Origin of the sequence: Methylophaga nitratireducenticrescens (genome assembly GCF_000260985.4) — a bacterium.
Lineage (GTDB): Bacteria > Pseudomonadota > Gammaproteobacteria > Nitrosococcales > Methylophagaceae > Methylophaga > Methylophaga nitratireducenticrescens.
In genome coordinates this window covers 2,879,897-2,902,500 of sequence record NC_017857.3, presented here as the reverse complement: position 1 = coordinate 2,902,500, position 22,604 = coordinate 2,879,897, and the positions used below count along the sequence as shown (strand labels likewise).

The 22,604-nt window shown below is 46.9% G+C and carries 15 protein-coding genes, 3 tRNA genes, 2 rRNA genes and 2 pseudogenes; 16 read left to right on the top strand and 6 right to left on the bottom strand.

The genetic code is table 11. The annotated features are described in order from the left end of the window. Positions 1-15: 15 nt before the first annotated feature. From Q7A_RS13845 to Q7A_RS13810, 7 genes are all read left to right on the top strand, one after another. Positions 16-92 (top strand) — tRNA-Ile (locus tag Q7A_RS13845). A gap of 125 nt (positions 93-217) precedes the next feature. After that, a tRNA-Ala gene (locus tag Q7A_RS13840) sits at positions 218-293 on the top strand. 82 nt (positions 294-375) lie between these two features. Then, positions 376-448, top strand: a tRNA-Ala gene (locus Q7A_RS13835). Between the two features lie 198 nt (positions 449-646). Next, positions 647-3,967: ribosomal RNA gene (locus tag Q7A_RS13830) — 23S ribosomal RNA — on the top strand. 85 nt (positions 3,968-4,052) lie between these two features. Further along, positions 4,053-4,167, top strand: a 5S ribosomal RNA gene (gene rrf / locus Q7A_RS13825). Between the two features lie 1,258 nt (positions 4,168-5,425). Then, positions 5,426-5,611 carry a hypothetical protein gene (locus Q7A_RS13815; RefSeq protein WP_014708241.1) on the top strand — a complete coding sequence of 62 codons (186 nt, stop codon included), beginning with the start codon at positions 5,426-5,428 and terminating at the stop codon, positions 5,609-5,611. A gap of 169 nt (positions 5,612-5,780) precedes the next feature. Further along, positions 5,781-6,544, top strand: a protein-coding gene (locus Q7A_RS13810; protein ID WP_089418554.1) for an IS5 family transposase whose coding sequence is annotated in 2 segments (ribosomal slippage) — positions 5,781-6,153 and positions 6,153-6,544 — 765 coding nt in all. Because the reading frame shifts where the segments join, the coding sequence is not laid out codon by codon here. A gap of 25 nt (positions 6,545-6,569) precedes the next feature. Here the strand turns inward: Q7A_RS13810 and trhP are convergent. Then, positions 6,570-7,928 carry a prephenate-dependent tRNA uridine(34) hydroxylase TrhP gene (trhP, locus tag Q7A_RS13805; protein WP_041354734.1) on the bottom strand — a complete coding sequence of 453 codons (1,359 nt, stop codon included), beginning with the start codon at positions 7,926-7,928 and terminating at the stop codon, positions 6,570-6,572. 674 nt (positions 7,929-8,602) lie between these two features. On the opposite strand from trhP, the pseudogene Q7A_RS15590 reads away from it, so the two are divergent. Continuing rightward, positions 8,603-9,684, top strand: a pseudogene (locus Q7A_RS15590) (IS3 family transposase); the annotation flags it as partial. A 13-nt stretch (positions 9,685-9,697) separates the two neighbouring features. Here the strand turns inward: Q7A_RS15590 and Q7A_RS13790 are convergent. Continuing rightward, positions 9,698-10,597 (bottom strand): IS982 family transposase, encoded by a 900-nt coding sequence (locus Q7A_RS13790; RefSeq protein WP_014708236.1) that lies wholly within the window; start codon positions 10,595-10,597, stop codon positions 9,698-9,700. A gap of 204 nt (positions 10,598-10,801) precedes the next feature. Here Q7A_RS13790 and Q7A_RS15420 point away from each other — a divergent pair, with 204 nt between their 5' ends. Both Q7A_RS15420 and Q7A_RS15720 read left to right on the top strand, forming a co-directional pair. Next, positions 10,802-12,064 carry a phosphotransferase enzyme family protein gene (locus Q7A_RS15420; protein ID WP_014708235.1) on the top strand — a complete coding sequence of 421 codons (1,263 nt, stop codon included), beginning with the start codon at positions 10,802-10,804 and terminating at the stop codon, positions 12,062-12,064. Further along, positions 11,998-13,112 (top strand): annotated as a pseudogene (locus Q7A_RS15720) (aspartate aminotransferase family protein). Before Q7A_RS15420 ends, Q7A_RS15720 begins: the two are co-directional and overlap by 67 nt. Before the next feature lie 10 nt (positions 13,113-13,122). Here Q7A_RS15720 and Q7A_RS13765 read toward each other — a convergent pair. Both Q7A_RS13765 and Q7A_RS13760 read right to left on the bottom strand, forming a co-directional pair. Then, positions 13,123-13,893 (bottom strand): DeoR/GlpR family DNA-binding transcription regulator, encoded by a 771-nt coding sequence (locus Q7A_RS13765; protein ID WP_014708234.1) that lies wholly within the window; start codon positions 13,891-13,893, stop codon positions 13,123-13,125. A 117-nt stretch (positions 13,894-14,010) separates the two neighbouring features. Next, a complete protein-coding gene (locus tag Q7A_RS13760; protein ID WP_014708233.1) occupies positions 14,011-15,240 on the bottom strand; it encodes an APC family permease in 1,230 nt (409 codons plus the stop codon). A 246-nt stretch (positions 15,241-15,486) separates the two neighbouring features. Between Q7A_RS13760 and Q7A_RS13755 the strand changes: the two genes are divergently transcribed. Next, positions 15,487-15,795 (top strand): DUF3144 domain-containing protein, encoded by a 309-nt coding sequence (locus tag Q7A_RS13755; protein WP_014708231.1) that lies wholly within the window; start codon positions 15,487-15,489, stop codon positions 15,793-15,795. A 328-nt stretch (positions 15,796-16,123) separates the two neighbouring features. On the opposite strand, the gene Q7A_RS13750 is transcribed toward Q7A_RS13755, so the two are convergent. Beyond that, complete coding sequence (locus Q7A_RS13750) at positions 16,124-17,008, bottom strand: IS982 family transposase (protein ID WP_014706222.1); 885 nt, start codon at positions 17,006-17,008, stop codon at positions 16,124-16,126. A 44-nt stretch (positions 17,009-17,052) separates the two neighbouring features. On the opposite strand from Q7A_RS13750, the gene Q7A_RS13745 reads away from it, so the two are divergent. The 5 genes from Q7A_RS13745 (at position 17,053) to Q7A_RS13725 (ending at position 21,174) form a co-directional block, all read left to right on the top strand. After that, the gene (locus tag Q7A_RS13745) at positions 17,053-17,451 is read left to right on the top strand and encodes a hypothetical protein (protein WP_151903930.1); all 399 of its coding nucleotides are present in this window, start codon (positions 17,053-17,055) and stop codon (positions 17,449-17,451) included. Positions 17,452-17,633: 182 nt separating this feature from the next. After that, positions 17,634-18,434, top strand: a complete 801-nt coding sequence (locus tag Q7A_RS13740; protein ID WP_014708229.1) for a hypothetical protein — start codon at positions 17,634-17,636, stop codon at positions 18,432-18,434. Between the two features lie 191 nt (positions 18,435-18,625). Continuing rightward, complete coding sequence (locus tag Q7A_RS13735; RefSeq protein WP_014708228.1) at positions 18,626-19,555, top strand: ABC transporter ATP-binding protein; 930 nt, start codon at positions 18,626-18,628, stop codon at positions 19,553-19,555. Next, positions 19,552-20,313 carry an ABC transporter permease gene (locus Q7A_RS13730; RefSeq protein WP_014708227.1) on the top strand — a complete coding sequence of 254 codons (762 nt, stop codon included), beginning with the start codon at positions 19,552-19,554 and terminating at the stop codon, positions 20,311-20,313. The genes Q7A_RS13735 and Q7A_RS13730 overlap by 4 nt, the downstream gene beginning before the upstream one ends. A 97-nt stretch (positions 20,314-20,410) precedes the next feature. Beyond that, positions 20,411-21,174, top strand: a protein-coding gene (locus Q7A_RS13725) for an IS5 family transposase (protein ID WP_089418550.1) whose coding sequence is annotated in 2 segments (ribosomal slippage) — positions 20,411-20,783 and positions 20,783-21,174 — 765 coding nt in all. Because the reading frame shifts where the segments join, the coding sequence is not laid out codon by codon here. A 34-nt stretch (positions 21,175-21,208) separates the two neighbouring features. Here Q7A_RS13725 and Q7A_RS13720 read toward each other — a convergent pair. Further along, positions 21,209-22,420, bottom strand: coding sequence for an HD-GYP domain-containing protein (locus tag Q7A_RS13720; protein ID WP_014708224.1), 1,212 nt, complete (start codon positions 22,418-22,420; stop codon positions 21,209-21,211). Between the last annotated feature and the right edge of the window lie 184 nt (positions 22,421-22,604).

Here is a 22,604-nt window from a genome sequence, read left to right as displayed (position 1 = left end):
AACAGACAGAGATCTGGGTCTGTAGCTCAGTTGGTTAGAGCGCACCCCTGATAAGGGTGAGGTCGGAAGTTCAAATCTTCCCAGACCCACCACTTTTCCTCATCTTGCCCGCTTTTGCTGGCTCACTGCCGAAAGGCAGCTTCACCAGCAAAACCGAACAAGCTGAGAAAAAGCCCTTGAAATCAGGGGTAAGTGGTAACCCGGAAAACCCAACCCTGGGGCTATAGCTCAGCTGGGAGAGCGCCTGCCTTGCACGCAGGAGGTCCGCGGTTCGATCCCGCGTAGCTCCACCAAATGGGAATAATAGCAAGTAGCTCAGCTGGGGTGAGCAAGACCGAAGCACTGCTTCGCAGCTTGCGAACGCCGAAGCGCAGCGGAGGCTGGGGCCCGGAGGGGTGACTGCCTTGCACGCAGGAGGTCCGCGGTTCGATCCCGCGTAGCTCCACCAATCTCTGTCTGGTGAATGAATACTTCATAGTGAACTTGAGTTTAAGTTGATTATAAAGTGTTTAATACACTGCTCTTTAACAAAACGGGAAGTAAAGTAAACAAGGCGCATTATTGTGTTGTCGTGAGACACGGCAATAATGCACGTAAAGAAACTTATGTAGCAAATACATATAACTCAATTTATTTCGGGTTATATGGTCAAGTGAATAAGCGCACATGGTGGATGCCTTGGCGATAAGAGGCGATGAAGGACGTAGTAATCTGCGAAAAGCGTAGGGGAGCTGATAAACGAGCTTTGAGCCTGCGATCTCCGAATGGGGCAACCCACATACCCTTGGGTATGTATCATTAAGTGAATACATAGCTTAATGAAGCGAACCCGGCGAACTGAAACATCTAAGTAGCCGGAGGAAAAGAAATCAACCGAGATTTCCCTAGTAGCGGCGAGCGAACGGGAAACAGCCTGCAAGTAATATTTAACGTTTTAGTGGAACGAGCTGGAAAGCTTGGCGATACAGGGTGATAGCCCCGTACACGAAAAGGCGTTAAAGGTACTAAGCTTGCGACAAGTAGGGCGGGGCACGAGAAACCTTGTCTGAACATGGGGGGACCATCCTCCAAGGCTAAATACTCCTTATCGACCGATAGTGAACTAGTACCGTGAGGGAAAGGCGAAAAGAACCCCGTTTAGGGGAGTGAAATAGAACCTGAAACCGTGTGCGTACAAGCAGTAGGAGCCCCATCACTAAGCTGCTTTAGTGGTGGGAAACGAAAATACCTTTGATTTTGAGGTGGCGAGCGAGAGCGAGCCCAACCCCAAAACAAGCAGTCAATTTACGTTAGAGAGTAAAGAGGCGGTTTTGAGGTGGCGAGCGAGAGCGAGCCCAACCCCAAAACAAGCAGTCAATTTACGTTAGAGAGTAAAGAGGCGGTTTTGAGGTGGCGAGCGAGAGCGAGCCCAACCCCAAAACAAGCAGTCAATTTACGTTAGAGAGTAAAGAGGCGGTTTTGAGGTGGCGAGCGAGAGCGAGCCCAACTCCAAAACAAACAGAGGTAGCTTAGTGATGGGGTGACTGCGTACCTTTTGTATAATGGGTCAGCGACTTAATTTATGTAGCGAGCTTAACCGAATAGGGGAGGCGAAGGGAAACCGAGTCTTAATAGGGCGACTAGTTGCATGGATTAGACCCGAAACCTGGCGATCTATCCATGGTCAGGCTGAAGGTTGGGTAACACTAACTGGAGGGCCGAACCCACGTATGTTGAAAAATGCGGGGATGAACTGTGGATCGGAGTGAAAGGCTAATCAAGCCAGGAGATAGCTGGTTCTCCTCGAAAGCTATTTAGGTAGCGCCTCATGACTCACTCTTGGGGGTAGAGCACTGTTTGGGCTAGGGGGTCATCCCGACTTACCAACCCCATGCAAACTCCGAATACCGAGAAGTGCAATCATGGGAGACACACGGCGGGTGATAACGTCCGTCGTGGAAAGGGAAACAACCCAGACCATCAGCTAAGGTCCCAAAATTATGGCTCAGTGGAAAACGAGGTGGGAAGGCACAGACAGCTAGGAGGTTGGCTTAGAAGCAGCCACCCTTTAAAGAAAGCGTAATAGCTCACTAGTCGAGTCGGCCTGCGCGGAAGATGTACCGGGGCTTAAGCCATATACCGAAGCTATGGATGCCGTGCATCTTTAAACTGATTTACGCTTGTCGCTGAAAGCGACCAAGCCCTCCCGAACGTTAAGTTGGTAGGGGTGGAGAAAGCGCTAAAACGAGTTGGTTTAAAGATGCACGGCATGGTAGAGGAGCGTTGTGTAAGTCTGTGAAGGTGAGTTGAGAAGCTTGCTGGAGATATCACAAGTGCGAATGCTGACATGAGTAACGATAAAGGGGGTGAGAGGCCCCCTCGCCGAAAATCCAAGGTTTCCTGCTCAACGCTAATCGGAGCAGGGTGAGTCGGTCCCTAAGGCGAGGCAGAAATGCGTAGTCGATGGAAAACAGGTTAATATTCCTGTACCGGTTGTTACTGCGATGGGATGACGGAGAAGGTTAGGTTAGCCAACTGTTGGATATGTTGGTTTAAGTGTGTAGGCGTGTGCTATAGGAAAATCCGTAGCGCTAAGCTGAGGCATGATGACGAGTCTCAATGGAGACGAAGTAACTGATACCAGGCTTCCAGGAAAAGTCTCTAAGCTTCAGGTAACAAACGACCGTACCCCAAACCGACACAGGTGGATGGGATGAGAATTCTAAGGCGCTTGAGAGAACTCGGGTGAAGGAACTAGGCAAAATAGCACCGTAACTTCGGGAGAAGGTGTGCCCTTGTTAGGTGAAGCGACTTGCTCGTGGAGCTGAAGAGGGTTGCAGTGAACTGGTGGCTGCGACTGTTTATTAAAAACACAGCACTCTGCAAACACGAAAGTGGACGTATAGGGTGTGACGCCTGCCCGGTGCCGGAAGGTTAATTGATGGGGTTATTCTTCGGAAGAAGCTCTTGATCGAAGCCCCGGTAAACGGCGGCCGTAACTATAACGGTCCTAAGGTAGCGAAATTCCTTGTCGGGTAAGTTCCGACCTGCACGAATGGCGTAACGATGGCCACACTGTCTCCACCCGAGACTCAGTGAAATTGAAATTGCGGTTAAGATGCCGTATACCCGCGGCTAGACGGAAAGACCCCGTGAACCTTTACTACAGCTTTGCACTGAACTTTGAACCTACTTGTGTAGGATAGCTGGGAGGCATCGAAGCGTGAACGCCAGTTTGCGTGGAGCCAACCTTGAAATACCAGCCTGGTATGTTTGGAGTTCTAACCTCGTTCCCTTATCGGGAATAGGGACAGTGTATGGTGGGTAGTTTGACTGGGGCGGTCTCCTCCCAAAGAGTAACGGAGGAGCACGAAGGTACACTAAGTATGGTCGGACATCATACGGTTAGTGCAATGGCAAAAGTGTGCTTGACTGCGAGACAGACACGTCGAGCAGGTACGAAAGTAGGTCATAGTGATCCGGTGGTTCTGAATGGAAGGGCCATCGCTCAACGGATAAAAGGTACTCCGGGGATAACAGGCTGATACCGCCCAAGAGTTCACATCGACGGCGGTGTTTGGCACCTCGATGTCGGCTCATCACATCCTGGGGCTGTAGCCGGTCCCAAGGGTATGGCTGTTCGCCATTTAAAGTGGTACGCGAGCTGGGTTTAGAACGTCGTGAGACAGTTCGGTCCCTATCTGCCGTGGGCGTTGGAAATTTGAGAGGAGCTGCTCCTAGTACGAGAGGACCGGAGTGGACGTACCCCTGGTGTTCGGGTTGTCATGCCAATGGCATTGCCCGGTAGCTATGTACGGACGGGATAACCGCTGAAAGCATCTAAGCGGGAAGCCCCCCTCAAGATTAGATTTCCCTGGACTTTAAGTCCCTGAAGGGCCGTAGAAGACCACTACGTTGATAGGTTGGGTGTGGAAGTGCAGTAATGTATGAAGCTAACCAATACTAATTGCCCGTGAGGCTTGACCATATAACCCCAAGTAAGTTGGGCGCGCATAAGAACCAATACTTTACTTCCCGAATTAGCTTACCCGAAAAGTAAGCAGCCAGTTATGCCTGGCGGCCATAGCGAGTTGGCACCACCTGTTCCCATCCCGAACACAGAAGTGAAACAGCTCAGCGCCGATGATAGTGTGGGAGTTCCCATGTGAAAGTAGGTCACTGCCAGGCTTTAATACAAAAAAAGAGCTCATCCAATCGGATGGGCTCTTTTTTTTGTATTGAGGTTTGGAATTGTTCTGTCTTGAATCGGGAAAACAAAAACACCGGGAGTGTTTTTGGACGCCGTCAGGCGCCCGAAGGGCTGAGCCCATGGATGGGCTCAGTCAAAGTAGGTCAATGCACAAACTACTTCTTCAGGGTGGCCTTTTTTATTATTTGAAGTTTAGATAGTGTGACCTACTTGAACGGAGTGACAAAAACGCCAGGACAGGCAATGCTCCCAGCATTGCTTCTGCATACACTCCATCCATGGAGATAAGCGTTTTTGCATGAGCGAAGCGAGCCCGAAGGGTCAGCCACAGGGAGGTGGCTGATAAAGTAGGTCACTGCCAGGCTTTAATATAAAACGATACCCGGTCCTCATAAAGGCCCGGGTATTTTTTTGTCTTGAAGGTTGGCTTTAATCCTGCCTGAGCATGGGAACACCCCATGTGACATTATCGCCAGGACATGCAATGTTCCAGACATTGCTTTGCATACACTCCGTCCATGGAGATAAGCGATAATGGACGCCGCCAGGCGTCCGAAGGATGAAGAGCATGGAGGCACTTCATCAAAGTAGGTTAACGATAACCGCTTATGCGCTCTAGGCACACATCAACTCCCTGTAAATAAATGTCGGGCTTTTACATAAAACACCAAGTCGATATCAGGAATGCCTTTGCCAGAATCAAGCATTTTCGGGGATTGCAACGCGCTACGACAAGATGGAACGGAATTATTAGCTGGCGTTCATCATCATGTGGCTGCCAATGTGGGTTGATTAATTTTTGTGAGCGAACTTGCCGCCCAAGCTGGGGCGGCAGATCGTTGAAGGTATGGATATCCCCGCTGAGATCGCCCGGCTTGGATCCCGGCGGGAAGCACTGGCTGAAGCGAAGCGGGCGATTGAGGCACGAGCGCAAGAGCGCTTTGAACAGGAGTAGGCTGACTACCAGCAAAAACAGGCCAAACGGTAGACCCTCGGCACCGTTACGGATCTGTTGGACTTCAGCAAAGCCAATGTCCAGGTATGCAGGGAGAAAAACATCCGGCCGTCACTGGCGGTGGTGCGTGATCAACACCACTTATCCGTGTTTGATCGGTTCGAACCCGATGATCCGGCGCCTGCCTCGGACGACCCGGTGACACAGATGAAACACCAGTGAACACCCCAGTCCGGATGAGCACTGTATGCACTGCGAAAACAAGCGATGGAGCCCGTGTTTTGAATTATCAAACATGTGATGGGCTTGAGACAGTTCTCGATGAGGAGGCTGGAGAAGGTGGCGGGCGAGTGGACGTTAGCCACGCTGGCGTGGAATGTGAAGCGGATGAGCGTGTTGAAAATGGCGCAGTGAGGGCCTTTTCACCCGCCCAAAGGCCTTATCTGGAGTACCTCAAAGTGCCATAGAGGCCAATCTGGGGTCTCTGATGATCACTAACGGTCAAACTCGGGAAGCCAAGCGAACAAGACAACTTTAAATAACGCTTGTCAGGTGCAAGTCCGACAGGCTGCTAGATACTGTCGTCACGGGATTTGTTATAATTGCCCTCAAATCAATCTGGGCGAGGTATTTTCGATGATGGAGAGCACGCGACGACATGACATTTCGGATGCAACCTGGGCACTGCTGGAGCCGCACCTCCCGGGACAGCGCGGCCAATGGGGCGGCATTGCGCACAACAACCGGCAGTTCATTGACGCGGTGTTCTGGATACTGCGCACGGGAGCGCCCTGGCGAGACCTGCCCGCCAGTTACGGAGATTGGAAGAACACCCACCGGCGCTTCTGTCGCTGGCGAGATCGGGGGGTATGGGAGGTGCTGCTGGAATGCCTAATTGATGAGCCCGACTATGAGTGGCTGATGATTGATGCCAGTCACTGCAAGGTTCATCCTCATGCGGCGGGCGCACGAGGCGGCAATCAGGGGATGAGCCGCACAAAAGGGGGCTCAACACCAAGGTACACCTGGCCGTGGATGCGCATGGTATGCCGGTCCGAATTATTGCTACAGAGGCTACCCGAGCGGATTGCTCTCAAGCTGACGCATTGATTGATGGCCTTGAAGCACAGCACTTGATTGCCGACAAGGGTTACGACAGCGATGCCATTGTTGAGAAAGCGAAAAACCGGGGTATGCAAGCGGTCATCCCGCCGCGAAAGAACAGGAAGACGCAACGTGAATACGACAGACATCTCTACCGGCAGCGCCACCTGGTTGAAAATGCCTTTCTGCATCTCAAGCGTTGGCGCGGCATTGCGACGCGCTATGCCAAGAATCTGGCGTCCTTTTTGGCTGCCGTGCAGATCAGATGTTTGGTGCTCTGGCTCAATATTTCGTGACGACACTATCTAGGTGGAAAATTTCTTATTTATTTGCTGTTAATTGTTTGGCCAATAATCCTGGCCCTTGCCAAGGTAGTTCCCAGGGAAGCGAAATGGTATGGCCACTACCGGGTGCTCTTGTTATTGGCTGACCTTGCAGATCGAACATCACAGACAGGTTAAAATTGATATTACCGGATGGGGTAATCATTTCTAACGTATCACCAACACTAAACTGATTGCGAACATCAATTTTGAGTTGTTTGTTTGTGGCATCAAAACCAACAACTTCTCCAACATATTGTTGACGAAGATTACTGGAATAACCATGCAGGTAGTTTTGCTGTTCCTGAGTTGGATGGCGCTGATAAAAGCCATCGGTGTAACCGCGATTGGAAAGATTATCAAGCTGACCTATTAATCGTGGATCAAAAGCACGACCAGCAATTGAATCATCAATAGCTTGACGATAAATTTGTGCTGTTCGGGCGACGTAATAAATTGATTTAGTTCGTCCTTCGATCTTTAGGCAATCCACACCAATTTTGCATAATCGTTCAATATGTTGAATGGCACGTAGATCTTTTGAGTTCATGATGTAGGTACCATGTTCATCCTCAAAAATGGGCATTAATTCGCCAGGACGATTTGCTTCTTCGATAAGATAAATATTATCCGCAAGAGGGTGTCTTTCTTGACCTCCACAGTCTGAAAGTTGATGCTTTTGCATGGCTGATAAAGCATTGAAATCAATTTTTTTAGGGGAATCATCCTGCTGATCGCTGGGATAGGTCTTGTAATCCCATCGACACGCATTGGTACAGGTACCTTGGTTGGGATCTCGATGATTAAAATATCCGGATAACAGACATCGACCGGAATAGGCAATACACAACGCTCCATGAACAAATACTTCAAGTTCAATATCCGGACATAGTTGACGAATTTCTTCAATCTCATCCAATGACAATTCCCTTGATAAGATCACCCGGCTTAAGCCTAATGATTGCCAGAATCGCACAGCTTGAAAATTAACGGTGTTTGCCTGAACAGACAAGTGAATCGGCATTTCCGGCCAACGTTCTCTCACCATCATTATTAAACCAGGATCGGCCATAATGAGTGCATCTGGCTGCATGGCTATAACGGCTTCCATGTCATTTATATAGGTTTTGATTTTTGCATTGTGTGGCATCAAATTACTGGCGACAAAAAACTGTTTGCCCAGTTGATGCGCTTCCTGAATACCTTGTTGCAGAATATCTAATTTGTGAAAAGCGTTGTTCCGAACACGCAGGCTATATCGAGGCTGACCCGCGTACACTGCATCAGCCCCAAAAGCAAAGGCATAATGCATGTGTTGGATACTTCCTGCGGGCAAAAGTAACTCAGGCGTATTCATTGGATGTTATCCAGAAAAAACTAAATTATAATCAAACATATATTTCTACCGTGCAAAACAAGATCATTTATTGATCCTGATCAACAAGCTATAGGCGAATCATTAGTGGGAGATCCGGCCATGAAAAAATCTGTAAATATCTCACAAAACCTGTAGTGATAGTGTCCGCTGGAACAATGTCGGCGAGCGCAATCATCCATCCACTAATTATTGAAAGCCATCTGGAGTGGCAAGCGGTATTTACATCGGCTGTCGGGCCTCCACTTCTGGTTTAGCCGCATAGCCAGTTCAGCAAAGGAAAAGCGGTTAATCCCGTCTCTATGGACGCGAGTAAAAAAGTTAGCGAGGCATAGATTCCTGCTGAACCACTACAGTTTTTGCTAACGAAACCGTAGACAATGATCAAAAAATTTAACCCCTGATAGAAAAGCTGAGCAAAATAAAGAAGGTCAGAAGACCTATATTCAAGGTTCTGAGCAGGGAAGAACCCAGGGTACTGATGATCCAAAGACTTTCGATTACGAAGATAATACTGACAAAAACTTAGCTCCTGCCAGAAAAGCAAATGTAAACGATAAGTAAGAGACTGTTGGTAGCCAGATGTAATAGCCCCATTTTAAAACGGACACTCAATTATTAAGCGATAGGCTTAGACCTATCTTTAAGGAGTGTCTATGGAACGTATTGAAATTTTTACTGGCGAACAGCGTCGTCGTCGCTATACTCCGCAGGAGAAAGCCAAATTTGTTGCCATGAGTATGCAGCCAGGGTATTCGGTGTCACTGGTGGCCAGACAAAACGGCATCACCCCAAGTTTATTGTTTAAGTGGAAGAAACTCATGCAAGACGGTGGCATGTCGGCAATTCAATCTGGTGATGAGGTGGTCAGCTCAGCTGAGCACAAAGCGTTGCAGAAAAAAGTGAAGCAACTTGAGCAACTGCTTGGCCGCAAAACCATGGAAACGGAAATTTTGAAAGAGGCGCTGGAGATAGCCCAGTCAAAAAAGTTAATATCGCGCATGCCATTGTTGCCACCGGACGATTCCCTCTCATCAGAGTCGTAAGTGCATTGGGTGTGTCGCGCTCTAACCTTTACCAACGGATTAATGGTCGACAAGCAGGTCGTCCGGCACGTTACAGCAAATCAGAGGATGCCATGCTGTTGCCACTGATTGAGGCGTTATGTGACAAACGTGCAACCAATGGCTATCGACGTATCACGGCGCATTTAAATCGCCAGTTGAAAATAGACGAACATCCTTTAAGCAGGGTGAATCCCAAACGGATTTACCGCATCATGCGACTGAATAAATTGCTGTTAGCGAAGCATACTGGTCGTGTTGGTGATAATCGAGCGCATGAAGGCAAGGTTATTACCCTTCACTCCAACACACGTTGGTGCTCAGATGGTTTTGAGATCGGCTGTTGGAATAAAGAAAAAGTCCGAGTAGTGTTTAGTCTCGACGGCTGCGACCCTGAAGTCATGAGTTATGTTGCCACCACCACTGGCATTAACGCTTTGATGGTGCAGGACGTATTGGTCGAGAGTATCGAAAAGCGGTTTGGTGATGTTCAAGAGCTACCTCGCCAGGTGGAGTGGCTGACCGATAATGGGAGTTGCTATATTGCCGATGACACTCGGCAGTTCGCGAAATCACTGGGCTTTAAGGTATGCACAACCCCTGTCAGAAGCCCTGAAAGTAACGGCATGGCTGAGGCGTTTGTGAAGACGTTTAAACGGGATTATGTTTACTTAACCTGAGATCGGTTTAAGCAGACGTCAAAGCGAGCCTGTGAAGTGAGTTCATATCTTGTTCAGAGAGCATGATGGAGGGTTTATCTTCTTTCAGGCAATAGGCGATAAGCCCACCCATGAGGTTCAACATGAAGCCATGCAGGCTTCTGTGCCGGGAATGCTCGATTTGAGAGATATTCTTCAACTGATCGTTGATGGTTTCAATGATGAAACGCTTTTTGAGTAATATCCTGTCCCAGAGTGATAATAGCTTCGGTTTCATGTTTTTACGAACATTGGTGATGAGTTCAATGCCCTGGTCATAGAGCTTTCCGGAGAGCGCCTGACTGATATAGCCCTTGTCGGCATAGAGCTTACCGAACAAGCCTTTGACCATTGTTGGAACGGGTTCACGGTCATCGACGTTAGCCGGTGTGAGCTTGGTATCCAGAATATCACCGCGATGATTGATAAGCAGATGTAGCTTAAAGCCGTAAAACCAGCCCATAGTGCTCTTGCCCCGGGTGGCCACACCGTCAAAGACCTTGTGGCGTGGGATCCGCAGGTTGTGGCAAACCTTGATGCTGGTGGAATCGACAAAGGCTATCCCCGTTGCCGAGCCTTTCAGATGCGTGAAGTACGCACACAGTGGCATCAGTACGCCTGGCATGACCTCTAAAAACCGGGTGTAGCTGAGCAGTTCGGGGAAGGCATCGCGTAGGTGTCTTGCCACATGATGCAGATAAAAGCTTTTGAATTTGCGATAGTTGGAGCGATGAAACTCGATAATGATGGTCATGATCTCCGCTGGCGTCATTCGCCCCTGACGTCGTCGTTGACGTTGCCCCGATTGGAGTAGCGTTTTTTCCCATTCTGGAATAAACACACGACAAAAATCATCGACGTCACAGAAAATTTCAACTAACTTGTCCATGCCTGCTTACCTTTGTGATCAAATTATTCTTGCTCGAAAGATCTGATCCGTAAGCAGGCACTTAGTTCATTTTCTTATCCCGAGTTCAGGTTAATAAGTTAACCGTATTTTTAGCATAAATCTTTTTCTTTGCAACAAAAATATTGCAAGTCGGACATTTTGACGTTATAAATTATTTCACTACTGTTTATCTGGGTTTGCGTTATGACCGGTTTATATAACGACGATTATCTGCAGCAATTGACTGGGGAGGTCGAAAAATCACTAGGGCATTGGAATATCAATGAAACCGCCAATATCTCGCTGCTGACGGTTTCTGAAAATGCCACCTTTATGGTGACCGATGAAGAAAAGGATCAACGTTTTATTATTCGTGTACATCACCCTGAATATCATTCCAAAAATGAAATTCTTTCCGAATTAAGCTGGATTCAATCGCTACGGGAGCAAGCTCTGCTTAATACACCGGAACCGTTAACTCGTCATGATGGTTCAATGGTGGCTTCATTCAGTGATGATGGCGTGGAACGTTACGTGGTGGCTTTCGAGTTTATGCCGGGTAAACAACCTAATGAAGATGAATCAATGATAGAGGGTTTTGAGATATTGGGTGCAACCTCGGCCAGATTGCATCAACAGGCAAGACAATGGTCTTTACCGGAAGGTTTTACCCGTAAAAAATGGAATTTTGACAGCGCTTTTGAAGCAAATGGAGACTGGCGTGATGCACCGGGGCTGGATCCAGCGGGCCAGGCAATATTAGAGCAGTTATGTGAAGTATTGGAAGCAAAATTACATCACTATGGTGAAAGCCCTGATCGCTTTGGTCTGGTGCACGCCGATCTGCGTTTAGCGAATTTGCTGGTCGATGATAAACAGCTAAGTGTGATTGATTTTGATGCTTGCGGGTTTAGCTGGTTTATTTATGACTTTGCTTCAGTAGTGTCCTTTCTGGAAACCTCGCCTTTATTGCCGGATTTGCAACGTGCCTGGGTGCGTGGTTATAAATCGATAGCGCCGCTTTCAGCCGAAGATGAAGCGATGATTTCAACGTTTGTGATGTTTCGGAGATTGTTGCTGACCGCCTGGGTGGCAAGTCACCCGGAAACAGAAACCGCTGCTGAAGCCGGTTTTGAACAATTCACCTTCGGCACTATTGAGCGGGCAAAACAATATCTGCAGCAACAGACCGAAGAAAGTAATGGCTTAACTGAAAAACGTATTCTGGATATGAATGCCTTTGAAGCCAATCAGGGCGAACATCAGCAAAATGTGACAAGGCGTTTAAATAATCTGGGGGCTGCGGGGCTGCCTCGGTGTGATCCTATTGAAATGGTTTCGGCACAGGGAGCCTGGATGCAGGCTGCCGATGGTAAGCGCTATTTTGATTTTATAATAATGTGCCTTGTCTGGGGCATTGTCATCCCAATGTGGTTGAGGACGTCTCAAAGCAAATTGCTACGCTAAATGTACATACCCGCTATCTGGTCTCGGTGGTCGATGATTATCTTGAATTGTTAAAGACCACTTTGCCTGATTCTATTACCAAAATTGTAATGACCTGCTCGGGCAGTGAGGCCAATGATCTGGCAATGCGTCTGGCAAAACAGGCTTCCGGTGGCGAGGGTTTTATTGTTACTGAAGATGCTTATCACGGGAATACCAGTTTGGTCACCGAGGTGTCACCATCAATTATCAAACAGGGCTGGTTGCCGGATCATGTTGTGGCAATACCGGCCCCATCTGTTGGGGAATATGGTGACGATATTGAGGCAGGCTTTGCTGCAAAAGTCACTGAAGTTATTGAGCTTTTATGGGAACGGGGATTTAGAGTCGCGGCTTTATTAGTCGATACCATTTTTTCATCAGACGGTATCTATACCGAGCCAAGAGGTTTTCTCAAAAAAACCGTGGATGCCGTGCATAACGCAGGTGGCGTATTTATCGCCGATGAGGTACAGCCTGGTTTGCCAGAATGGGTGAGACTTTTTGGGGGGGTGATTTCCATGGGGTAACACCGGATATTGTGACGATGGGAAAGCCGATGGGTAATGGATTTCCAATGGCGGCTGTCGCAACAAAATCAGACTATCTGGACAGATTTTGTGCTGATGTCGGTTATTTCAATACCTTTGGTGGTAATCCAGTTGCCGCTGCTGCTGGACAGGCAGTCCTCGACACTATCAAGCAGGATAATCTGTAAGCAAATGCGCTGAAAATGGGGCTTTATTTAAAAACTCAGTTGAACTCTATTGCTAAACAATCCGCTTACGTTAACGAGGTGAGAGGGCAGGGACTGTTTCTGGGAATCACTATCGGCAAACAAGAAAATAAACACATCCCGGATCCGCTCAAAACCAAACAGGTGATTAATGGTTTAAAAGCGGCTGGCGTTTTGATTGGTGCTGCAGGTAGGTTTGGCGCCACCTTGAAACTAAGGCCATTGTTAACACTGACGCAATTTGAAGCGGACTTCTTTTTAGAGGCGTTTTCCCAGCAGGTTCAATATACGTAAGTAACAGCAATTATTGGAGCGGCGCTTCAGTAATCTGCACCTGTTCACTGGATAAAGCTTTTTTAAGTGGCCCACTGGGTTTTTGATCAGTAATTAAATGGTCAATTTCATTCCATTTTGCATACCTTGCCGTGGCCATGCGATCGAATTTGCTGTGATCAGCGACAATCATATTGTGTGTGCTTTGCCGAATCATCTGTTGATAGACATCTGCCGCATCAACTAACGCATCTGATGGTCCGGTAGGGGCCAGACCACTGGCCCCCAAAATCGCCCAGTCTGCGGTGTAATTTGTCAGAAACTGACAAGTCACCGAACCATGGGTAGCGCTTTCTTCGGCATGATAAACGCCTGGCGCCATAATGACCTTAATTGTCGGATTAAATGACAAAACCCTAGCTACCCCAAAAGAATGGGTAATAACCGTAATATTGCTCATTTCATAGACAATACGCTTGGCAACTTCAACCGTGGTTACCCCTGAACCTATCATTAATACCTTGGCATCTTTCAGCAGTGGAGCCGCTTTTTTACCAATGGCAGCCCGTTCAGCCAGGTTGGCCTTATGGCGTTCATTGAGCACCGGTTCAACCGCCTGACGCAATAACGCTCCACCATAAGTGCGGCTGATCAGCTTTTGTTGTGCGAGTTCTTCGAGGTCACGCCGAATGGTTTCTGTGGTCACGTTTAATGCCGAGGCTAATTCACTAACGCGCTTTGATGGATGAATTGTCAGTTCATCAATAATTGACTTATGGCGGGCAGCTTTTTTTCGTGACATGTCTGGTACTCATTATTGATGGCTGAAAGGTACCATATTCGTCAGTGATTTCGTACATTCACCGCTGCAGCAATAGCCGTTATTTAGGAAGATCTCATGCACAATAAACGCCCTTATCTAATGCGATGAAGCAGAAACAAAAAAATGACCTGCGATCATTAGAATACAAAGAGTGGTGCCTGTATAAGGTATCCATAATGGAACGCTGAAACCATTATGGACTGGACTATTTTTTTTAAGACGAATCAGTGCAATATTGGATAATGCAAAAACCATCAATATGATAAATGATGTGGCTTGGGCTAGTCTTTCCGTCGGGAAAAAGATCACTAGCGCGATAATAATAAGGACGCAGACTAATGTTGCCATTAATGGCGTATGGGTACGCCGGTTGATTTGTGACAGCCATTTGGGCACCCCATTGAGATGCCTGCCCATATCATGAAACACTCTTGAAGCCATCACTATCTGAGCCAGGGCACCATTAACTATAATAAATAACGAAAGTGCGCCCAGAATATTTCCTGAATAACCTTCTGCTTTCATGACATCAACCAATGGTGCTTTAGAATCAGCAAGTGCTTCAGCAGATAAAGTCAGTACTGCGCCCATCGAGACGGTAATATAAAAGAATAAAGAGACAATCAAGGCAAACAAAATGGCCAAAGGCATGGCTTTACTGACATTTTTGGCTTCTTCGGAGACGTGAACAATGTCTTCAAAACCTATATAGGCATAAAAAGCGAGAAAAGCCCCCAGAACAATGCCACTCAAAGCAGAGCTGCTGGATAAAGGTTGTGCTTCAGAAAGTCGACCTGGCAATTCTGAAAAATTACCAGCAGTTACCATCAGTATGATGATTAACCCCGACACACCTGCAACAGTGGTGATGCCCATAAACCATGCCGTTCCTTTCATGCCAACAGCCGCAATACTGCCCAGCAACAGAACCAGGCCAATCATCAGTGGAAGATCCGGCCAGGAGAGAAAAATCTGAAAATATCCCGCAAAACCTGTAGTGATAGTGGCTGCTGAAACAATCCCAGTGGCGGCTATCATCCAGCCTGTAATTATTGAAAGCCATCTGCAGCCGAAAGCCTCGCTTACATAGGCAACCGGACCACCACTTCTGGGTAGCCGAACAGCCAGTTCAGCAAAGGAAAAGGCAGTAAACGCCGCTACTATGGATGCAAGTAAAAAAGTGAGCGGGGCATAGATTACGGCTTCACCGGCAATCTCGCCTATCAATACATAAATTCCAGCGCCCAATATGGTTCCCAGACCATATAAGGCAAGAAGCGGGGCGGGGACCGATCGCTTTAATTCTGCATCTGTGGTTTTGTTCATCTAATAGTATTCCAACAAGGGATGAGTCGAGTCTGCGTTTGATAGGCAGATCTCAGCTATGCGTTTATGGATGTTCAAGAACCTATCATGAGTAAAACCGGTTAGCCAAATGGCTAAAAAACAATAAATGATGTTTTCCTGTGATTTATTATGTTTTGTTCCGTATTCATCAGCAGTGATGGAGGTTTATTCTGCAGGTTTTTACTGGTTGATTGCCCAACTTGAAAATAAAAAAGCGAAACCTTTATGAGTGAGAGAGATAAGGCCTTTTTTGATAGAGCGGATGCTTTTATCAAACTGGCTAATGAGCAAATGGAGAAAAGTGTAGAGGCCGGTGAAGTTAGTGCATCATTTATGTATGGATTGGCCAGATATAGTGCTTGGTTTAGTGCCTCTGGCTGGACTAATGCCAGGGATATGGCAGATGCACGAGATGAAACCGTCGATTTTTTTGTTAATGAATATCGACGGATGTTGGAATTGAATATGGATGACTATATTCAGAATTTCGACAATTACGTTCAGGCCTCTGAACAACTGCAAAACAAAGGGTAAGCTTTCGCTTACCCTTTCTTATTCTGACACAGCCTTTGAGTCAGTTTTAATTATGGCTTTTACAACCGTTTAACGGTCTGTAGTCATAACTGATTTATATCCCAGCTCGTTTTTTTATGCACTAATTAGCAACACAGCATTCAGGAAAGCAGGGCAGGTTTCAGTTATTTTAAAACCTTGAGTTCATCACCTCAGACTTTTCAGATGAATTCTCACCGTCGCCAAAATCGTTGTACTATTCAGTTTCATCCATACGATCATTTCAAAGATTATTTACCTTGTCTTGGGCGAATAACTTTAAGGTTTGACCATGAGAATATATTTAACCTCAGATCTGCATAAGCGCGCCCTTTTCATTCCTGTTCAACTTGATAGAAGGCTTCTTGGGTTGGAAGGTATAAGCCACCAATCCAGCCATGAGGTGGACCATAAAGCTGACAGGGCTGCGGTGCCGTGAGTGTTCGATTTGAGAAATATTCTTCAATTGGTCAAATATTGTTTCAATCACATAGCGTTTTCTCAACATCAACCGGTCCCATAACGTCATCAGTTGCGGTTTCATATTCTTGCGAATGCCGGTGACCAGCTTAATGCCTTGTTCGGCTAATGACTCTTTAAGTGTTTGAGACAGATAACCTTTATCGCCATACAAGGTGCCCCATAGCTGTTTGACCATGTCCGGTATGGGCTTGCGGTCATCAATATTGGCCGTTGTGATTTTTACTGAAAGTATTTCACCTTGTTCGTTCACTAACAGGTGTAGCTTGAAGCCATAAAACCAGCCCATGGTGCCCTTGCCTCGCTCTGCAACACCGCTAAAGACACGGTTTCGAGGAATGCGAATGTTGTGGCATACCGCCAGTTTGGTTGAATCAACAAAGGCGATGCCGGTTGGTTTGCCGTAACGTTGTGTCATAAAGGCACACAGGGGAACCAGCACACTTTGCAGCAGTTTCAACATGCGGGTATAGCTAACCAGTTGGGGGAAAGCTTGCTTCAAGTGCTTCCGGGCATAGTGTGTATAAAAGGTCTTGAAGTCTCTGAAGCGGAGCTGGTGAAATAAAATCAGAATAGTGATGACTTCACTTTCCGACAACTTGCCAGGCTTGTTCCGGCATTTATCTCCGGCTGCTATCTGCTGGTGTTGCCAGGCCGGGATAAATCTTTGGCAAAAATCATCGACTTCGCAATACATTTTCTCTAAATTGTACATACTTGAGCCCTTTCGTTTCTCGTTTTTGGTCAAACGATTCGATCGTGGCTCAGGCTTTTAGTTCCTCTTTTCTTATGCGCAGCTCAGGTTATTTATCTTTTTTCACTACATTGGTTTTGCTTAGTGGTTGTAACGCTGGTGAGCCGGTAATGGTTTATGAGAGCCGCAATGCACAGCAATGTGAAACTACTGGAATCACACCTGCCGACAGCGCAGCGAAATTAGCAGCAGAAAATATTGAGGTGACTGAAACACATTGTGGTCGAAGAACCGGTGTCGCCTATCCAGCAGCTTGTGGGATGGGGACAGGTACTATCCTGATTCATCAGATAGCTGAGACAGATCTGGTTACGGCGAGAAATATTGGCTTCCAGGAAGTATCTGAACTGATAGATCTTGACGCTGCCACTGGCTATGAATTCGTTGATTGTGAGGATAAATAAGGCCAACCGGGCATTATTTAACAGGTTTTGTCGGGTGAATGGCGAAAGCGTATAACGATTTAAATGAGTAGCATGGAATTTATTGTTTTGGTCAGTAACTAAAAAGTTTATCGATGCCGAATCGAAATCCACTTACATTTTATCTTTTATTGTTACTCATCCTTTTTGTGGTGGGAGTCGTCATGCTGACCAAGTTTGAAGAGGCGCCTGATTCAGATTTGGAGCCATCTGTTGAAGATACAACTACATCAGAAGTGATTGAGCAGCCGACAGCCATGCCGAATATATATATCGATCAGATTATTACCCCTGCTACCGCTGAAAACCGCAGGGAGTTGTATGCCGATTTACTAAATATCTGCCAGGAAGAGGGCGTTTCGATCCAGGCATTGACTGATACTGAACTGTCACAACTGGGCACTATTCGTCTGCAACGCTGGATTGATGAAAGCAGAACGGCCTACCGACTGGAATCTTGGGATTTTCAGTTGGAAGAACCACAACAGCAACCGCATTGCCACTTTCAGCTGATCAGTAGTGGTCGTCATGTCATGATAGATGCGGAGGGACTGACAGGGATCAATCTGAATGATAATCAGCCTTATGATATTGCACCACTAACCAACATGGATGCCAGTTTGTTGTTACGCTCTCCGGCGCGGCAGGACAAAATAACGACCGGGAAACTGAGAGAAGTCGCTGGTCAGCCATGTGTTGAAACCACCATTGCCAATTACGAAGAGGCGGTAGTATGCACATGGACTGGAGGTGTCGAATGGGGTTTTGAGCCGCATTCAGATGGTATCAAGTCGGTGTCAGATACGCATCACTATGCCTTATTCAGATCAATTGTTCTGCAGCAGGATCCGGCTGGAAATGCGTTAGATAAAATCAGTACAATTACTTTCAACATTGGTGACAATTTTGATGAGGCGGCGATGCAACCTGCCCCTGCAACCGCATTGCCCGCTCAGCAACCGTAACCCTTAATCTTCCGGCCGTTAACACTGTTTTAACATGGCGATGCCAAAGTGCAACGATTTTGTCGCATTGGCGTAATTGAGTTATTTGACTGCTGTTTTATGTTTAAATGCATTCGGTTTCAAACCTTGTCGAAAAATTACACTCTATAACGACTATGTCTTTACAAAACGTAGTGAAGGAAACGCAAGTGATGGAAAATCACATCATTGATGTGCGCAATCTGAGTAAAAAATATCCTTCCGGATTTCATGCTTTAAAGCAGGTCAATCTGCAAATCAAACGTGGTGAAATATTTGCCCTGTTAGGCCCGAATGGCGCAGGTAAAACCACCCTGATCAGCATTATTTGTGGCCTGGTCAATGTGGACGAAGGGCAAGTGTTGGTTGGCGGTTATGACGTGGTCAAAGACTATCGGCAAGCCCGCAAACAAATTGGTTTGGTGCCACAAGAATTAGCCATAGATGTGTTTGCCTTTGTCTGGAATACCATGGTGTTCAGTCGTGGCGTGTTTGGCAAGCCGCGCGATGACGCCTATCTGGAAGAGATTCTCAAGGCTTTGTCTTTATGGGATAAACGCCATGCCAAAATTCAATTTCTTTCCGGCGGCATGAAACGTCGTGTGTTGATTGCCAAAGCTCTGGCACATGAGCCGGAAGTGTTATTTCTCGATGAACCGACCGCTGGTGTGGATGTTGAATTACGTCGTGATATGTGGCGTCTGGTGGAAAAGTTACGCCAGCGAGGCACCACTATTATCCTTACTACGCATTACATTGAAGAAGCCGAAGAAATCGCCGATCGGATTGGCATCATTAATCATGGTGAGATTCTGCTGGTGGAAAACAAGCAGGATTTAATGAAAAAACTGGGCCGAAAGCAACTTATTCTGCAGTTACACCAACCGATTACACAGCTACCCGAAGAACTGAAAGCCTTTGTGATGGAGATTTCTGAGGATGGTAAAACCTTGACCTATGACTATGTTGATAATCAACCAACTAATCATGTGACGGAGGTGCTGGCGGCGATTCATCGTTCTGGTATTGAGCTGAATGATGTGCAAACCAAACAAAGCACGCTGGAACAAATCTTTGTCAGTCTGGTGGAGGATTCAAAATGAATTGGTATGCGATTAAAGCCATTTATTTATCCGAACTTCACCGCAGCTGGCGGACACCATTGCAAAGTATTGCTTCGCCGGTGTTATCTACCTCGCTTTATTTCATCGTATTTGGTTCAGCAATTGGTTCAGCAATGACCGAAATCGGCGGCGTGAGTTATGGCGCTTTTATTATTCCGGGCTTGATCATGTTGATGGTGTTAACCGAATCAACCTCAAATGCGTCATTTGGCATTTATATGCCCAAGTGGTCCGGCGCTATTTACGAAGTGTTGTCCGCACCCGTGTCGGCATTTGAAATTGTAGTCGGCTATGTCGGTGCGGCGGCGACCAAATCGATTATTCTGGCAATGTTAATTTTGCTCACCGCCAAATTATTTGTGGATTATTCGATTCTGCATCCGTTGTGGATGATGCTATTTCTTGTATTGACCTGCGTTACCTTCAGTATGTTGGGCTTTATCCTGGGCGTTGTGGCCGATGGTTTTGAAAAATTACAGGTTATTCCGTTGATGGTGGTCACACCGCTGGCCTTTTTGGGCGGTACATTTTATTCAATCAGTATGTTGCCGGAGTTCTGGCAGAAAGTGACCTTATTTAATCCTGTGGTCTATCTGGTCAGCGGATTTCGCTGGAGTTTTTATGGCACGGCAGATGTAAGCATGACGTTGAGCCTGGTGATGATTTCCGCTTTTCTGATTATGTTTATGGTGTTTATCTGGTGGATTTTTAAAACCGGTTATAAGGTAAAAGTCTAATCAAAGTAATGGTGGGGGGATCTGTTTTTGGCTTAGATACTGTCGTCACGGGATTTGTTATAATTGCCCTCAAATCAATCTGGGCGAGGTATTTTCGATGGTGGAGAGCACGCGACGACATGACATTTCGGATGCAACCTGGGCACTGCTGGAGCCGCACCTCCCGGGACAGCGCGGCCAATGGGGCGGCATTGCGCACAACAACCGGCAGTTCATTGACGCGGTGTTCTGGATACTGCGCACGGGAGCGCCCTGGCGAGACCTGCCCGCCAGTTACGGAGATTGGAAGAACACCCATCGGCGCTTCTGTCGCTGGCGAGATCGGGGGGTATGGGAGGCGCTGCTGGAATGCCTAATTGATGAGCCCGACTATGAGTGGCTGATGATTGATGCCAGTCACTGCAAGGTTCATCCTCATGCGGCGGGCGCACGAGGCGGCAATCAGGGGATGAGCCGCACAAAAGGGGGCTCAACACCAAGGTACACCTGGCCGTGGATGCGCATGGTATGCCGGTCCGAATTATTGCTACAGAGGCTACCCGAGCGGATTGCTCTCAAGCTGACGCATTGATTGATGGCCTTGAGGCACAGCACTTGGTTGCCGACAAGGGTTACGACAGCGATGCCATTGTTGAGAAAGCAAAAAACCGGGGGATGCAAGCGGTCATCCCGCCGCGAAAGAACAGGAAGACGCAACGTGAATACGACAGACATCTCTACCGGCAGCGCCACCTGGTTGAAAATGCCTTTCTGCATTTCAAGCGTTGGCGCGACATTGCGACGCGCTACGCCAGGAATCTGGCGTCCTTTTTGGCTGCCGTGCAGATCAGATGCTTGGTGCTCTGCCTCAATGTTTCGTGACGACACTATCTAGTGAAATGTAAGGGATAACAAGTTACTGCCATAACGAATCGAGTTGTTTGAAATTCCATTTTGTTGGATCTTCAGGGCCGTCAATTTTCTCTTTGCAGCTTGGTAGGGCTAGATCGATGGTTTGCATCGGAATCGGGGCCTTTGAACGTAGCGAAAAAAAAGCTTTTACTTTTGGTTTAATCAATGAGTCTATGCCGGGTTCAATCACTACGGCCAACCTCTGGGAGGCGAGACGCACTAAGGAGCCAACGGGATAAATGCCCACCATCTTTACAAAAATATTGAAAATTTGTTTATCAAAATGACCTTCCCATTTTGCCATTTCCCGAATTGTGCCAGCCGGATCCCAGGCTTGTTTATAAGCGCGTTCAGAGGTAACGGCATCATAGACATCACAAATGGCGGCCATACGGGAAAACAGTGATATTTCTTTACCATTCATCCGATTTGGGTATCCCAAACCGTTGATTTTTTCGTGATGATGCAGGGCAATATCAATGACCTCTGGCGCTGCACCAGACTTTTCCAATAACTTTGCCCCTGCAGCTGGATGCTTTTTCATGATGTCGTATTCTGCGTCGGATAGCTTTCCGGGTTTGTTCAGCACTTCCAATGGCATAAGGGATTTGCCAAGATCGTGCATTAATCCACCTACTCCAGCCAGCTTAACCTGTTCTTCATCCATCTCTAACTGGCGCGCCAGCGATATCATCAATGCACACACAGCCAATGAATGCATATAAGTATAGTCATCATGGGTTTTCAGGCGAGCTACACTGAGTATGGCTGCGGAGTTTCGCTGCACCATTAAATCAATTTCATTCACCAGCGGTAAGGTTGCTTGCGGATCAATTGCTTTACCGAGCCGGGCATCTTTATACATGGCCAAAACCTGTGGTTTAGCATCATTAAGGAGTCTACGTGCGCGATTGATATTGTCTTCCATTGAAAATTCAATGCCGGACTTATCTTCAGTGGATTGGGATGTTACAACAGGAGTGCCTGAGGGTTCTTCAGTTTTTGGTGGTGTTAAGGCTTCTTTACTTTGTAAAGCTTCGCCTTTTTCCTCATTGATCCAGACATCTTCGATGCCTGATTCAACAATACTTTTAATATCATCGGCATCAGTTAATAAAAAGCTACTACGTAAAAACGGATGCTTTAACCATGAACCACCCAGTTTTTGTATATACATGCCCAGTCGGAGATCAGTTGAGGCAATGCGTTTATTCAAAGCTTAATACCTTTCTTGTGTTTATTTTTGAGTGCATTGTATATAGCTTATATGTGAAAAAAATGTGTTTTATCACCAATTTTTTTGTTTTAGCGATAATTTCAGGAAAATCCTTGGCGCCATGATTCGGTATCGTTGATCAAGGATGACCATCAGCGGGGGTAGTGGTATCTCTCTGAACGTT